We start from the raw sequence: 14,445 nt of genomic DNA on the forward strand, positions 1-14,445 counted from the left end.
CGGTCCCGACAAGGAGAAGACAATGGAATTCCTCAAATTCGGCGTCCTGGCCGGGCTGCTGCTCGCCATCGCCTCCGTGATCGGGGGCATCGGCGGGTTCCTGCTCGCGCTCGTGTTCGCCGCCGTCGGCGGCGCCCTCGGCGCCCACAAGGACGGCCTCATCGATCTCGGCGCCCTGTTCAGCTCGTCGAGCCGCGGGAGGGGCTGACCGTGGCCGCCGTCACCGTGACCGGCGACGGGCGGGGCGAGACCGTCATCGACGAGAAGGTGGTGTCGCGCATCGTCGTCGCCGCCCTCGAGTCCGTCCCGGGCTCCGCCGGCCGGCGCTCCGGCCTCGGGGCCCTGACCGGGCGCAACTACCCGCGCGTCGACCTGTCGTTCGACACCCTCGGCGACGGCGTCGCCGTGAACGCGGAGATCGCCGTGCAGTGGCCGGCGCCCGTCCGCGCCGTGGCCGCCACGTCCCGCGACACCGTCGCCACGTGGCTGCGCCGCGCGCTCGGCGCCCGTCCCGTCCACGTCAACGTCCGCGTCGCCCGCGTCGTGACGCCGGAGGAGGGCGAGCCCTCCGTCCGCGTCACCCGCGGCGACCTGCTGGCGTTCGACCCCAACCCCGGCTGCCGGGAGATCGTCCGCGTCGAGCGCGTGCCCGTCCCGGTGCGCGTCGAGCGGGCGACGGAGCTCGTCCACCCGGAGACCCCGGCCCCGGCGGACCTCGTCCACCCGGAGCCCTCCGGGGCCCCCGACGTGCTGCACCCGCAGGCCTCCCCCGCCCCGGAGCCCGCGCCCGTGCGCGTCGTCGCCTCGCCGCTGGCGCCCGCCGGCGGCGTCGTCCACGTCGACGCCCCCGCGCCGCGGGACCCCGTCCCCGTGGAGGTCCGCCCCGCGAGCTGGGCCGGCGAAGGCGACGTCGTCCACGTCGCGGCGCCGGAGCCGCGCGAGCCCGTCGAGGTCCGCGTCGTCTCCCGCGCCCGCGACATCGCCGTCGAGGCGCCGGAGCCCCGCCCGACGACGCTCATCCCGACCCCGCGGGGTCCCCGGATGCGCGACGTCCTCACCCCGCGCGGCATCTCCCCGACCATCCGCCCGACCGCGCCCGCCCCGCGCCCGTCCACCCCGGTGGTCCGGCCGAAGGCGGCCCCGGTCGTGCCGGAGGTCCCGGAGCCGCGCGTCATCACCCCGCGGGCCCGGCCCCTGCAGGTCGTCCACCCGACGGTCGTGCCGGGATCCGGCCTGCCCGCGGCCCGCCGACGGAAGGAGGCCACCCGATGACCGACGCGTCCCATGCCGTGGCGGTCGACGAGACTCCGGCGGCGTCCGGCGCCGTGACCACCGGCAACCTCGACGTCGCCCGGGAGCGCGCCATCACCGCCACCGCGGAGCACGCGCGCCGGCCGCAGGCCGCGCCGGCCGCCCGCGGCGTCGTCTACCTCGTGTCCCTGCTGCTCCTCGCCCTCGCGGGCGTGGCCATCTGGGACATCCTCGTCCGCACGGACCTGGTGCAGGGCCCGGAGCTCATCGCCTCGGCGCTCGACTGGGCGACGGCGACGGACTGGAACCCGTGGCTCATCGCCGTCGGCGCCGCCGCCGTCATGCTGGGCCTGCTGCTCCTCGTCGCCGCGCTGAAGCCCCGCCGCACGACGCACCTGCGGGCCAACGCGGAGGCGTCGGCGTGGCTGCGGCCCGTCGACGTCGCCCGGCTGGTCTCCCGCGCCGCGCGGAAGGTCCCGGGCGTCATCTCCGTGGGCACCTCCGCCACCCGGAAGCGCATCACGCTGACGGTCCACGGCGGCGGCGCCACCGCGGAGGAGCTGCGCGACCGCATCGCCCGCGCCGTCGAGCCCGTCGTCGCCGACGCGCTCGCCGAGCCGCCGGCGGTCGTGGTCCGCGTGACCGCCAACCGCGAGACCGGCTCCCCGGCCGAGAAGGAGGTGGAGGCCCGATGAGCACCGCCACCGCGGCACTCGACCGCATCATCGTCCTGCTGCTGGCGCTGGTCCTGCTGGCCGGCGGAGTCGCCGCCATCCTGGGCGCGGCCGGGGTCGACCCGGTCCGCTCCTGGGCGGAGGGCGTCGATTTCACCGTCGCCGGCCGCTGGGCGCCGAACGACTGGTTCACCTGGGTCCTCGCCGGCATCGCCGTCGCCGGGATCCTCCTGGCCATCTGGTTCATCGCCGCCAACGCGCGGCTGCGCCGGCCGGAGCCCGTCGTCGACGCCGAGTCGGACGAGACCGGCGAGCTCCGCTACACCCTCGGCACCGTCGCCTCCGGCGCGGCGGAGCACCTGCAGCGCCTCGACGGCGTCCGCAAGGTGAACTCCCGCGCCGAGGTCGACCGGGGCCGCGACACCCTGACGTTCACCCTGAACGTCGCGAACGACGCGCACCTGCCGCCCATCCTGGCGGAGTGCTCGGAGACCGCGGCGGACCTCGCCGACGCCGTCGACCACGGCCACGACACGGGCGTCCGCTTCCTGCTCCACGTCGACGCGCAGTCCTGACCCGCACGGGTCCGCGACCGCGCGAGGGCCCCGCACCACCCACGGTGGTGCGGGGCCCTTCGTCATGCGCGTGACGACGGCACCCTCCCCGGCGGGCGCACCGCCGGGGCGCGGCGCCCGTCGTCAGGCTGAAGCGGCGCCCCCGGGCCCGTACGCGCACGGAAAACCGCCCCGGACCCGAGGCGGGTCCGGGGCGGTTCGCGTCCCTCAGGCTCGTGGAGCCGGGGTCAAGACCTTACTTGTTGATCTTGGTGACGCGGCCGGCGCCGACGGTGCGGCCACCCTCGCGGATGGCGAAGCGCAGGCCCTCGTCCATCGCGACCGGCTGAATCAGGGTGACGGCCATGTCGACGTTGTCGCCCGGCATGACCATCTCGACGCCCTCCGGCAGCTTCACGACGCCGGTGACGTCGGTGGTGCGGAAGTAGAACTGCGGGCGGTAGTTGTCGAAGAACGGGGTGTGGCGGCCACCCTCGTCCTTGGACAGGATGTAGACGGAGCCCTCGAACTCGGTGTGCGGGGTGTAGGCGCCCGGCTTCGCGATGATCTGGCCGCGCTCGATGTCCTCGCGCTTGATGCCGCGGAGCAGCAGACCGCAGTTGTCGCCGGCCTCGGCGGAGTCCAGCAGCTTGCGGAACATCTCGATGCCCGTGACGGTGGTCTTCTGGGACTTCTCCTTGATGCCCAGGATCTCGACCTCGTCGTTGACGTTCAGGGTGCCGCGCTCCACGCGACCGGTGGCGACGGTGCCGCGGCCGGTGATGGTGAAGATGTCCTCGATCGGCATCAGGAACGGCTTGTCGGTCTCGCGGACCGGATCCGGGATGTTGTCGTCGCAGGCCTGCATGAGCTCGACGATGGACTTGGTCCACTCCGGGTCGCCCTCCAGCGCCTTCAGCGCGGAGATGTGGACGATCGGGGCCTCCTCGTCGTAGTCCTGCTCGGCGAGGAGCTCGCGGACCTCCATCTCGACGAGCTCGATGATCTCCTCGTCGTCGACCATGTCGCACTTGTTCAGGGCGACCAGGATGTAGGGGACGCCGACCTGGCGGGCCAGGAGGACGTGCTCGCGGGTCTGCGGCATCGGGCCGTCGGTGGCGGCCACGACCAGGATCGCGCCGTCCATCTGGGCGGCGCCGGTGATCATGTTCTTGATGTAGTCCGCGTGGCCCGGGGCATCGACGTGAGCGTAGTGGCGCTTCTCCGTCTGGTACTCAACGTGGGAGACGTTGATGGTGATGCCGCGCTCCTTCTCCTCCGGCGCCTTGTCGATGGCGTCGAAGGCGAAGGCCTCGTTCAGCTCCGGGTACTCATCGGCGAGCACCTTGGTGATGGCGGCGGTGGTGGTGGTCTTGCCGTGGTCGACGTGACCGATCGTGCCGATGTTGACGTGCGGCTTCGTACGCTCGAACTTCGCCTTCGCCACTGTTAGTCCTCCTGGAGGTCTAGGTGGCCACGACTTTCGCAGCCACAGATTCGTGGTCGCCCATCTGCCGTGGCCCGACCGCATGGTGGCGCGGTCTGGCGCGGTGGATGGACAGTGTTCTTTCACTGTGCCAGTTACAACATACTAGGGGCGGCGGGGCTCGATTGACAAACCGATCCCGCAGCGGATCCCGGTACCGGACGCCCCTCTCTCGGGAGGGTCCGTCCCGTGCAACGGCCGGCCTGCGGGCCGCGGCGGCGGCCCCGGTTCACGGGGCCGTCCGCGGGCCACAGCCGGCCGCCCCGGCCGGTGCGCCGGCGCCCCTCGGCGGGGCGTCCGGCGGGGCCGGGACGACGGGGAGCGCGGCCTAGTTGCCGGTGCGCTCGGCGATGATCTCCTGCGCCACGTTGGTCGGGACCTCGGCGTACTTCTCGAAGAACATCGAGTAGTTCGCGCGGCCCTGCGTCTTGGACCGCAGGTCGCCGACGTAGCCGAACATCTCGGACAGCGGCACGGAGGCCTTGACGGCCTTCACGCCGGCGCGGTCCTCCATGGAGTTGACCTGGCCGCGGCGGGCGTTGATGTCGCCGATGACCTCGCCCATGTACTCCTCGGGCGTGATGACCTCGACGGCCATCATCGGCTCGAGCAGGACCGGCTTCGCCTTCTGCACGGCCTCCTTGAGGGCCATGGAGCCGGCGACCTTGAAGGCCATCTCGGAGGAGTCGACCTCGTGGTACTGGCCGTCCAGCAGGGTGGCCTTGATGTTGACCAGCGGGAAGCCGGCCAGCGCGCCGTACTGCATGGCGTCCTGGATGCCGGCGTCGACGGAGGGGATGTACTCCTTCGGGACGCGGCCGCCGGTGACCTCGTTGGCGAACAGGTAGGTGGCGGACTCGCCCTCCTCCAGCTCCTCCGGGTCCGGGGTGTACGGCTCGAGGGCGATGATGACCTTCGCGAACTGGCCGGAGCCACCCGTCTGCTTCTTGTGGGTGTACTCGAACTTCTCGACCGGCTTGCGGATGGTCTCGCGGTAGGCGACCTGCGGGGCGCCGACGTTGGCCTCGACCTTGAACTCGCGCTTCATGCGGTCGACCAGGACGTCGAGGTGGAGCTCGCCCATGCCGCCGATGACGGTCTGGCCGGTCTCCTCGTCCAGGCGGACGGTGAAGGTCGGGTCCTCGGCGGCCAGGCGCTGGATGGCGGTGCCCAGCTTCTCCTGGTCGGCCTTGGACTTCGGCTCGATGGCGACGGAGATGACCGGGTCCGGGAAGGACATGGACTCCAGCACGATCGGGTTGGCCTGGTCGCACAGGGTGTCGCCCGTGGTGGTGTTCTTCAGGCCGATGAACGCGTAGATGTTGCCGGCGACGGCCTCGTCGACCGGGTTCTCCTTGTTCGCGTGCATCTGGAACAGCTTGCCGACTCGCTCCTTGTGGTCCTTCGTGGAGTTGAGGACCTGGGCGCCCGGCTCGACGCAGCCGGAGTACACGCGGACGAAGGTCAGCGTGCCGAAGAACGGGTGCGCGGCGATCTTGAACGCCAGGGCGGAGAACGGCTCGTCCTTGGACGGCTTGCGGGTCATGTCGACCTCTTCGTCGCCCATCTTGTGGCCGTGGACCTCGCCGATGTCGAGCGGGGTCGGCAGGTAGTCGACGACCGCGTCGAGCAGCGGCTGGACGCCCTTGTTCTTGTAGGCGGAGCCGCAGTAGACCGGGTAGACCTCGGAGTTGATGACCATCTTGCGGATGGCGCCCTTGATCTCGTCCATGGTGAGCTCTTCGCCGCCGAAGTACTTCTCCATGAGCTCCTCGTCGGACTCCGCGACGGTCTCGATGAGCTTCTCGCGGTACTCGTCCGCCTTGTCCTGGAGCTCGGCCGGGATCTCCTCGACGGTGGCCTCGGTGCCGATCTCGGTGACGCCGCGCCAGGTGAGGGCCTTCATCTCCAGCAGGTCGATGACGCCGTCGAAGTTGTCCTCCGCGCCGATCGGGTACTGCATGACCAGCGGCTTGGCGCCGAGGCGGTCGATGATGGTGCCGACGGTGTACTCGAAGTCCGCGCCCAGCTTGTCCATCTTGTTGACGAAGCAGATGCGCGGGACGTCGTACTTGGCGGCCTGGCGCCAGACCTGCTCGGACTGGGGCTCGACGCCCTCCTTGCCGTCGAAGACCGCGACGGCGCCGTCGAGCACGCGCAGGGAGCGTTCGACCTCGACGGTGAAGTCGACGTGGCCCGGGGTGTCGATGATGTTGATCTGGTTGTCGTTCCAGAAGCAGGTGACCGCGGCGGAGGTGATGGTGATGCCGCGCTCCTTCTCCTGCTCCATCCAGTCGGTGGTCGAGGCGCCGTCGTGCGTCTCGCCGACCTTGCGGTTGATGCCCGTGTAGAACAGGATGCGCTCGGTCGTGGTCGTCTTGCCGGCGTCGATGTGCGCCATGATGCCGATGTTGCGGACCTTCTTCAGGTCCTTCTTGACGGGAAGTGCACCTTCAGCCACTTAGTTCCCTCAATCCTTCGGGTCGTCGGATGGCGTATGGGCCGCGGCGACGGCCGTCAACCACCTCTGGTTGCGTTGCTTGGTCTATTTTGCCACCGATCGGGCGCGGCGGCTCGCCGGGGGCGCGGCGGGCCGCCATGCGGGGCCCGCCGCGCCGGGGGACTACCAGCGGTAGTGGGCGAAGGCGCGGTTGGCCTCGGCCATCTTGTGGGTGTCCTCGCGGCGCTTGACGGAGGCGCCCAGGCCGTTGGAGGCGTCGAGGATCTCGTTGGCGAGGCGCTCGATCATGGTGTTCTCGCGACGCTGGCGGGAGAACATGAGCAGCCAGCGCAGGGCCAGGGTGACGGAGCGGCCCGGGCGGACCTCGACCGGCACCTGGTAGGTGGCGCCGCCGACGCGGCGGGAGCGGACCTCGAGGGCCGGCTTGACGTTCTCGATGGCGCGCTTGAGGGTCAGCACCGGGTCGGTGCCGGTCTTCTCGCGGGTCATCTCGAGGGCGCCGTACACGATGCGCTCGGCGGTGGACTTCTTGCCGTCCTGCAGCACCTTGTTGATCAGCTGGGTGACCAGCGCGGAGCCGTAGACGGGATCGTTGACGACGGGACGCTTGGGGGCGGGACCCTTACGAGGCATGTCTTACTTCTCCTTCTTCGCGCCGTAGCGGGAACGGGCCTGCTTGCGGTCCTTGACGCCCTGGGTGTCCAGGGAGCCGCGGACGATCTTGTAGCGGACGCCCGGGAGGTCCTTCACTCGACCGCCGCGGACGAGCACCATGGAGTGCTCCTGCAGGTTGTGGCCCTCGCCCGGGATGTAGGCCGAGACCTCGATGCCGGAGGTCAGGCGGACGCGCGCGACCTTGCGCAGCGCCGAGTTCGGCTTCTTCGGGGTGGTGGTGTACACGCGGGTGCAGACGCCGCGGCGCTGGGGCGAACCCTTCAGCGCGGCGGTCGACGTCGCCGTCTTCTTGTCGTGGCGGCCCTTGCGGACCAGCTGCTGGATAGTGGGCATGAACCGTCCTTCGGTTTCTTCCGGCCCACGGCGGCGTCTGGTGTCGATGCCTTCGTGCCCGCGGGCGCGTCTGGTTCTCGTTTGCTTGTTCTCCCGTGCGCCGCGCGTCCGGGCCCGTTTCCGGACCTCTTTTGAACGCGCGAAACCCAGTCAGCCGCTCTCGCTGGCCTACCGGGTGATGTCGCAAGGTTCCCAACTCGATTGGGACTAATTCGACAGGGTATCCCACGGCGGCCGGATCAACCAAAAGCCGCCCGCCGCAACCCCCGGCGTACGCCGTTCACCTGGAAGTTCACCTGACGTTCATCTCCCGTACGGATTCCCGCCCACTTCTTCGTCCATGTTTGACGCGGTTCGCGCACGCGGGCCGCTCCCATCGTCCGCGAACAAGGAAAGGGGTCCCCGTGACCGACGCCTCCCCCGTCGCCGACCACGAGGTGCATGACGACGTCCACGTCGAAGCCTCCAACCCGGGCTTCCTGCGCCGGCTTCCGACCTGGCTGCTCTGGCTCCTGGCCATCGCCACCCTGTACATGCTCATCGTCGCCATCGGCGTGATCGGCGACGGCTTCAAGGGCCTGGGCAAGGAGAGCGCGCAGCAGCTCTTCGACTTCGCGACGAACCCGTTCATCGGCCTTTTCGTCGGCATCCTCGCCACCGCCATCATCCAGTCGTCCTCCACGACGACGACGCTGGTGGTCACCGCGGTCGGCGCCGGCGCGCTGCCCATCGAGGTTGCCGTGCCGATGATCATGGGCGCCAACGTCGGCACCTCGGTCACGAACACGCTGGCCTCCTTCGGCCACGCGGGCAACAAGGGCGAGTTCCGCCGCGCCTTCGCGGCGTCCACGGTCCACGACTTCTTCAACCTCCTCGCGGTCTGCATCCTGCTGCCGCTGGAGCTGCTGTTCCACCCGATCCAGACCTGCGCGGAGTGGCTCGCGAACCGCATCTACGGCACGGTGCTGCCGGACCCGGGCGAGGCCGACGTCATCGGCAAGCTCACCGACCCCGTGGTCGACCGCATCGGCATGGACGGCCTGCTGGGCACGCTGCCGGGCGGCGAGGCCGTCGCCGGCACCGTCACCATCCTCGTCGGCGTGGCGATGATCTTCCTGGCCGTCGCGTGGCTGGGCAAGATCCTGCAGGTCATCATGGTCGGCAAGGCGAAGGTTATGCTGGAGAAGTCCGTCGGCGGCCACCCGGCCACCGCGATGGGCGCCGGCCTCCTGGTCACCATGCTGGTCCAGTCCTCCTCCGTCACCACCTCCGTGATGGTGCCGTTCGCCGGCTCCGGCGCGCTGACGACGAAGCAGATCTACCCGCTGACCCTCGGCGCCAACGTCGGCACCACCATCACCGCGCTCATCGCGGCGCTGGCCGTCACGGGCGACGGCGCGAAGCTGGCCCTGTCCATCGCGCTGGTCCACACCCTGTTCAACGTCTTCGGCATCGTCATCATCTACGTCATCCCGATCCTGCGGAACGTCCCGGTCATCTGCGCCGAGTTCCTGGCGAAGGTCGCCACGGAGAAGAAGATCCTGGCCATCGCCTGGGTCGTCACCGTCTTCGTCGCCATCCCGGCCCTGGCCATCCTGATCAAGGTCCTGTTCGGCTAACCCACCCCGCGAGCACGAGGAGCGCACCATGTCCGAGAATCCCGCCACCGCCGAGAACCCCGGCATCCACGACGCCACCATCGAGCAGCTCGAGCAGATGCTCGCCGACGCCGAGCGCCAGATCGGCGAGCTCCGCGCCGAGCTCCGGGAGCGCCGCTCCACCCAGCGGCACATCCAGATGGCCGCGCTGCCCGACGATCTGAGCCGTTTCGAGGGACACTGGCGCGACCTCATCGGCTACCTGCGGACCATCCTCCGCAGCGACTAGGGGCCCTCTCCCCCGCCCTCCCGGACGCCCGCGACCGCAACGGTCGCGGGCGTTCACCTTGCGTTCACCTTCGATTCACCCTAAGGTACGCTTCAACACATCGAAACATGGGTCGCGCCCAACGACACGACCGCAACCGGAAGGAGGCAGGGGACGATGATCTTCCGCAACCACGACAACAACCGACGGGACCGCACCCCGGCCCCGGCCGACGTGCAGGCGACCGAGGCCCGCCTGACCGACGACCAGCGCCACGCGCTGGCAATGGCCCAGTGCCAGGTCCTGCCCGACGACCTCCACCGCGCCCGCGTGCACTGGTGGGAGCTCGGCGGGCTGCTGCACCGCGCCGCCGCCTAGGCCGCTAGCGCCGCCGCACCGGCACCCGGTGCACGTCGACGCCCCCGAGGACAGCGAGCGCCCGGATGCGCAGGACCGGGGCGTCGTCCGGCACCTCCGACCCCGCCAGCGTCACCCCCGGCTCGTCGACGACGTCCACGCCGCCCAGCAGCGCCAGATCGTCGACGACGATCCGCCAGTCCTCCGGCACGTGCACGTCCACGCCGCCGAGGACCCCCACGGCCGTCACGGCCGTCTCCCGCGCCGCCATCCGCGCGCGCGTGAAATCCAGCTCCGCCCCGCCCAGCACGCCCACGGCGCGCATGGACGGGGCGCACAGCCATGCGCCCGTCCGCGACGAGCCCCCGAGGACGCCCACGGCCCACGCGGAGCCGCCCCGCTCCCCCGTCACGGGGTCGACGGCCCCGCGCCCCCGCACGGCGACCTCCCCGCCGGCGACGGCGGCCGCCGGGTCCGGCGTCAGGTCCCCCAGCAGGCCGCGCAGCTCTTCCACCGTCACGGCGCCCCACGCGGCCGAGGACCGCTCCTCGAACTCCGCCATCGTCAGCCGGCCCGCGGCCAGCTCGTCCGACAGGGCGTCCGCCGTCCGGCGCCGCTCCGCGTCGCCCGCTCGCATCCGGGAATCGTCGTTCATGCGCCCAGCCTAGACCGGCGGGCGCCGGGCCGCGGCGGGAACCGTCGCAAAGCGAAGGCCCCCGGATCCGCGCGCGATGCGCGGGACCCGGGGGCCTCCCCTCGAGCGGGGTGCGGGCCTAGTGCTGCTCGAACGACGCGATGTCGTCCAGCGGCACGGCGGCGCCGGTCGGCTCGATGTAGGCGTCCTCGTCGGCGTAGAAGCCCTCGCCGTACGTCGTGAACGGCGCGGACGCCTGGCGCGCGGCCTCCTCCGTCGGCTCCACCGCGATGTTGCGGTAGCGGGAGATGCCCGTGCCGGCCGGGATCAGCTTGCCGATGATCACGTTCTCCTTCAGGCCGATGAGCTGATCGGAGCGCTTGTTGATCGCGGCGTCGGTGAGCACGCGGGTCGTCTCCTGGAAGGACGCGGCGGACAGCCACGACTCCGTCGCCAGGGACGCCTTCGTGATGCCCATGAGCTCCAGGCGGGACTGCGCGGGGCGGCCGCCCTCGGCGATCGCCTTCCTGGACGCGGCGCGCACCTCGTTGTCGTCGTACAGGACGCCCGGCAGGAACTCCGTGTCGCCCGCGTCGATGACGGTGGCGCGGCGCAGCATCTGGCGCACGATGATCTCGATGTGCTTGTCGTGGATCGCGACGCCCTGGTCGCGGTACACCGACTGCACCTCCTCGATCAGGTGGCGCTCGACGCCGCGGCGGCCGCGGACGGTGAGAACCTCGTGCGGATCGGCCGCGCCCTTGGTGAGCTGCTGGCCCTTCTCGACGTGGTCGCCGTCGCGGATGGTGCGCTCGATGCCGTCGACCATGATGGACGCCAGGCCCTGGCGCTTGGACAGGCCCTCGTAGACGTCCTCGTCCGCGCCGTCATCCGGCACGATCGTGAGCGTCCAGAAGTGGTCGTCCTCCTCCAGGCGCACCCGGCCGGCCGCCTTGGCCAGCGGGGCGACGTTCTTCGGCACGCGGGCCTCGAACAGCTCCTGGACTCGCGGCAGACCGCCGGTGATGTCGCCGCCGACGCCGCCGGAGTGGAACGTGCGCATGGTCAGCTGCGTGCCCGGCTCGCCGATGGACTGGGCGGCGACGATGCCGACGGCCTCGCCGATGTCCACCATCTTGCCGGTCGCCATGGAGCGGCCGTAGCAGGTCGCGCAGACGCCCGTGCGGGTCTCGCAGGTCATGACGGAGCGGACCTTGACGGAGCGGACGCCCGCGGCGATGAGCTGCGTGATGTGCTCGTCGTGCAGGTCGGTGCCCGCCGGGACGACGACGTTGCCGTCGGCGTCCGCCGCGTCGGCCGCCAGGTAGCGGGCGATCGCGGAGGTCTCCACGTGCTTGGCGCGGCGCAGGTCGCCGGTCGGCTGGCCCGAGGCGTCCAGGACCTCCTCGGCGATGTCGACCGTGACGCCCTTCGTCGTGCCGCAGTCCTCCTCGCGGACGATGACGTCCTGCGCCACGTCCACCAGGCGTCGGGTCAGGTAGCCCGAGTCGGCGGTGCGGAGCGCGGTGTCGGCGAGGCCCTTGCGGGAGCCGTGGGAGTTGTTGAAGTACTCCAGGACCGACAGGCCCTCGCGGAAGGAGGTTTTGATCGGGCGGGTGATGTACTCGCCGCGCGGGTTCGTGACCATGCCCTTCATGCCGGCCAGCGAGTGGATCTGGCCCATGTTGCCGGCCGCGCCGGACTTCACGATCATCGGGATCGGATTGTCGTCCGGGTACAGGCCCTCGACCATGGAGCCGACCTTCGAGGTGGCGTCCTTCCACAGCGTGACCAGGGCGTCGTGGCGCTCCTGCTTGGCCAGCTTGCCGCGGCGGAACTTCTTCTCGATCGCGTTGGCCTTCTGCTCGTACTCGTCGAGGATCTCCCGCTTGTTCGGGAGGACGAGCACGTCGGACATGGCGATGGTGACGCCCGAGCGGGTCGCCCAGTAGAAGCCCGCGTCCTTCAGCTTGTCGACGGTCTGCGCGACCGTGATCATCGGGTACTTCGCGGCGAGGTCGTTGATGATGGCGGCCTGCGGCTTCTTCGCCATGACGCCCTCGACGTACGGGTAGTTCCACGGCAGCAGGTCGTTGAACATCACGCGGCCCAGCGTCGTGGAGGCGAGCCACGTCTGGCCCTTCTCCCAGCCGTCCGGGAACTGCTCCGCCTCGACGTCGGCCGGCGGGCGCAGGTGCGAGATGCGGACCTTGATCGGGGTCTGCAGGCCGATCGCGCCGCGGTCCATGGCCATGATGGCCTCGGCCGGGGACGAGTAGATGCCCTGCTCCGGCTGATCCTCCGCGGCGTCCTTGTGGGCGCCCGGCAGCTCCGGCTTCTCCAGGGTCAGGAAGTACAGGCCCGTGACCATGTCCAGTCGCGGCATGGCCAGCGGCTTGCCGGACGCCGGCGACAGGATGTTGTTGGAGGACAGCATGAGGATGCGGGCCTCCGCCTGCGCCTCCGCGGACAGCGGGAGGTGCACGGCCATCTGGTCGCCGTCGAAGTCGGCGTTGAACGCCTCGCACGCCAGCGGGTGCAGCTGGATGGCCTTGCCCTCGACGAGCACCGGCTCGAAGGCCTGGATGCCCAGGCGGTGCAGGGTGGGCGCACGGTTGAGCAGCACCGGGTGGCCGGTGATGACGTCCTCGAGGACGTCCCAGACCTCCGGGCGCTGGCGCTCGACGGCGCGCTTCGCGGACTTGATGTTCTGCGCGTAGTTCTTGGCGACGAGCTCCTTCATGACGAAGGGCTTGAACAGCTCGAGGGCCATCAGCTTCGGCAGGCCGCACTGGTGCAGCTTCAGCTGCGGGCCGACGATGATGACGGAGCGGCCCGAGTAGTCGACGCGCTTGCCCAGCAGGTTCTGGCGGAAGCGGCCCTGCTTGCCCTTCAGCAGGTCGGAGAGGGACTTCAGCGGGCGGTTGCCCGGGCCCGTGACGGGGCGGCCGCGGCGGCCGTTGTCGAACAGCGCGTCGACGGACTCCTGCAGCATGCGCTTCTCGTTGTTCACGATGATCTCGGGCGCGCCGAGGTCGATCATGCGCTTGAGGCGGTTGTTGCGGTTGATGACGCGGCGGTACAGGTCGTTGAGGTCGGAGGTCGCGAAGCGGCCGCCGTCCAGCTGGACCATCGGGCGCAGCTCCGGCGGGATCACCGGGATGCAGTCGAGGACCATCGCGGCCGGGTCGTTGCCCGACTGCAGGAACGCGGCGACGACCTTCAGGCGCTTCAGCGCGCGGACGCGCTTCTGGCCCTTGCCGTCGCGGATGATCTCGTTGAGCAGCTCCGCCTCGGCCTCGAGGTCGAAGCTGCGGATGAGGGTCTGGATGGCCTCCGCGCCCATGCCGCCGGTGAAGTAGTCCTCGTAGCGGTCGACGAGCTCGGTGTAGATGCCCTCGTCGATGATCATCTGCTTCGGCTCGAGCTTGACGAAGGTGTTCCAGATCTCGTCGAGGCGGTCCAGCTCGCGCTGGGCGCGCTCGCGGATGTGGCGCATCTCGCGGTCGGCCGCGTTCTGCACCTTCTTGCGGGCGTCGGCCTTCGCGCCGGCGGCCTCGAGCTCCGCGAGATCCTCCTCGAGCATCTGCGCGCGCTCGGCGATCTCCTCGTCGCGGTCGTTCTCGACCTCCTTCTTGTCGACGAGCATGTCGGCCTCGAGGGTCGTCAGGTCCGCGTGGCGGGCCTCCTCGTCGACGGAGGTGATGATGTTCGCGGCGAAGTAGATGATCTTCTCGAGATCCTTCGGCGCGAGGTCCAGCAGGTAGCCGAGGCGCGACGGGACGCCCTTGAAGTACCAGATGTGCGTGACCGGGGCGGCCAGCTCGATGTGGCCCATGCGCTCGCGGCGGACCTTGGACTTCGTCACCTCGACGCCGCAGCGCTCGCAGATGATGCCCTTGAAGCGGACGCGCTTGTACTTGCCGCAGGCGCACTCCCAGTCGCGCGTCGGGCCGAAGATGCGCTCGCAGAAGAGGCCGTCCTTCTCCGGCTTGAGGGTGCGGTAGTTGATGGTCTCCGGCTTCTTCACCTCGCCGTGCGACCAGTTGCGGATGTCGTCCGCGGTGGCGAGCCCGATGCGGAGCTCATCGAAGTTGTTGACGTCGAGCACCTGTCATTCCCTTTCCCCCCGGGGCGGGCCGTCGCCGGCTCCG

Annotated in this window: 13 protein-coding genes; 7 read left to right on the forward strand and 6 right to left on the reverse strand. The window is 70.4% G+C overall.

Features of this window, described 5'->3' with window-relative positions; all coding sequences use genetic code 11:
* Positions 1-22: 22 nt before the first annotated feature.
* Genes QQS41_RS05285 through QQS41_RS05300 form a run of 4 tightly spaced genes read left to right on the forward strand, consistent with a single transcriptional unit; the run spans position 23 to position 2,500 of the window.
* Complete coding sequence (locus QQS41_RS05285) at positions 23-208, forward strand: DUF2273 domain-containing protein (RefSeq protein WP_448851606.1); 186 nt, start codon at positions 23-25, stop codon at positions 206-208.
* Positions 209-210: 2 nt separating this feature from the next.
* A complete protein-coding gene (locus QQS41_RS05290; RefSeq protein ID WP_448851607.1) occupies positions 211-1,272 on the forward strand; it encodes an Asp23/Gls24 family envelope stress response protein in 1,062 nt (353 codons plus the stop codon).
* The gene (locus QQS41_RS05295) at positions 1,269-1,946 is read left to right on the forward strand and encodes a DUF6286 domain-containing protein (RefSeq protein WP_448851608.1); all 678 of its coding nucleotides are present in this window, start codon (positions 1,269-1,271) and stop codon (positions 1,944-1,946) included. Before QQS41_RS05290 ends, QQS41_RS05295 begins: the two co-directional genes overlap by 4 nt.
* On the forward strand, positions 1,943-2,500 hold the full coding sequence (locus QQS41_RS05300; protein WP_448851609.1) for a hypothetical protein: 558 nt from the start codon (positions 1,943-1,945) through the stop codon (positions 2,498-2,500). Before QQS41_RS05295 ends, QQS41_RS05300 begins: the two co-directional genes overlap by 4 nt.
* A gap of 235 nt (positions 2,501-2,735) precedes the next feature.
* Here QQS41_RS05300 and tuf read toward each other — a convergent pair whose 3' ends face one another.
* The 4 genes from tuf to rpsL all read right to left on the reverse strand — a co-directional run bounded on the left by tuf (position 2,736) and on the right by rpsL (position 7,434).
* On the reverse strand, positions 2,736-3,926 hold the full coding sequence (gene tuf, locus QQS41_RS05305) for an elongation factor Tu (protein ID WP_448851610.1): 1,191 nt from the start codon (positions 3,924-3,926) through the stop codon (positions 2,736-2,738).
* A 367-nt stretch (positions 3,927-4,293) separates the two neighbouring features.
* A complete protein-coding gene (gene fusA / locus QQS41_RS05310) occupies positions 4,294-6,426 on the reverse strand; it encodes an elongation factor G (protein WP_448851611.1) in 2,133 nt (710 codons plus the stop codon).
* A 162-nt stretch (positions 6,427-6,588) separates the two neighbouring features.
* The gene (rpsG, locus tag QQS41_RS05315) at positions 6,589-7,059 is read right to left on the reverse strand and encodes a 30S ribosomal protein S7 (protein WP_448851612.1); all 471 of its coding nucleotides are present in this window, start codon (positions 7,057-7,059) and stop codon (positions 6,589-6,591) included.
* 3 nt (positions 7,060-7,062) lie between these two features.
* Positions 7,063-7,434 carry a 30S ribosomal protein S12 gene (rpsL, locus tag QQS41_RS05320; protein ID WP_448851613.1) on the reverse strand — a complete coding sequence of 124 codons (372 nt, stop codon included), beginning with the start codon at positions 7,432-7,434 and terminating at the stop codon, positions 7,063-7,065.
* Between the two features lie 404 nt (positions 7,435-7,838).
* Here rpsL and QQS41_RS05325 point away from each other — a divergent pair, with 404 nt between their 5' ends.
* From QQS41_RS05325 to QQS41_RS05335, 3 genes are all read left to right on the forward strand, one after another.
* Positions 7,839-9,053 carry a Na/Pi symporter gene (locus QQS41_RS05325; protein ID WP_448851614.1) on the forward strand — a complete coding sequence of 405 codons (1,215 nt, stop codon included), beginning with the start codon at positions 7,839-7,841 and terminating at the stop codon, positions 9,051-9,053.
* Positions 9,054-9,081: 28 nt separating this feature from the next.
* Positions 9,082-9,321: a hypothetical protein gene (locus QQS41_RS05330; protein WP_448851615.1), complete on the forward strand. Its 240-nt coding sequence runs from the start codon at positions 9,082-9,084 to the stop codon at positions 9,319-9,321.
* Between the two features lie 156 nt (positions 9,322-9,477).
* A complete protein-coding gene (locus tag QQS41_RS05335) occupies positions 9,478-9,678 on the forward strand; it encodes a hypothetical protein (protein ID WP_448851616.1) in 201 nt (66 codons plus the stop codon).
* Between the two features lie 4 nt (positions 9,679-9,682).
* Here QQS41_RS05335 and QQS41_RS05340 read toward each other — a convergent pair whose 3' ends face one another.
* Together QQS41_RS05340 and QQS41_RS05345 are read right to left on the reverse strand one after the other, a co-directional pair.
* A complete protein-coding gene (locus tag QQS41_RS05340) occupies positions 9,683-10,312 on the reverse strand; it encodes a DUF1707 SHOCT-like domain-containing protein (RefSeq protein ID WP_448851617.1) in 630 nt (209 codons plus the stop codon).
* Positions 10,313-10,430: 118 nt separating this feature from the next.
* Complete coding sequence (locus QQS41_RS05345; protein WP_448851618.1) at positions 10,431-14,402, reverse strand: DNA-directed RNA polymerase subunit beta'; 3,972 nt, start codon at positions 14,400-14,402, stop codon at positions 10,431-10,433.
* Positions 14,403-14,445: the final 43 nt, after the last annotated feature.

This window comes from Corynebacterium sp. 335C, from assembly GCF_053525695.1.

Excerpts from the sequence above, each read along its gene's own strand:
- QQS41_RS05285 (WP_448851606.1), top strand. The coding sequence starts at position 23 with ATGGAATTCCTCAAATTCGGCGTCCTGGCCGGGCTGCTGCTCGCCATC.
- QQS41_RS05295 (WP_448851608.1), top strand. The coding sequence starts at position 1,269 with ATGACCGACGCGTCCCATGCCGTGGCGGTCGACGAGACTCCGGCGGCG.
- QQS41_RS05300 (WP_448851609.1), top strand. The coding sequence starts at position 1,943 with ATGAGCACCGCCACCGCGGCACTCGACCGCATCATCGTCCTGCTGCTG.
- rpsG (WP_448851612.1), bottom strand. The coding sequence starts at position 7,059 with ATGCCTCGTAAGGGTCCCGCCCCCAAGCGTCCCGTCGTCAACGATCCC.
- rpsL (WP_448851613.1), bottom strand. The coding sequence starts at position 7,434 with ATGCCCACTATCCAGCAGCTGGTCCGCAAGGGCCGCCACGACAAGAAG.
- QQS41_RS05330 (WP_448851615.1), top strand. The coding sequence starts at position 9,082 with ATGTCCGAGAATCCCGCCACCGCCGAGAACCCCGGCATCCACGACGCC.
- QQS41_RS05335 (WP_448851616.1), top strand. The coding sequence starts at position 9,478 with ATGATCTTCCGCAACCACGACAACAACCGACGGGACCGCACCCCGGCC.
- QQS41_RS05340 (WP_448851617.1), bottom strand. The coding sequence starts at position 10,312 with ATGAACGACGATTCCCGGATGCGAGCGGGCGACGCGGAGCGGCGCCGG.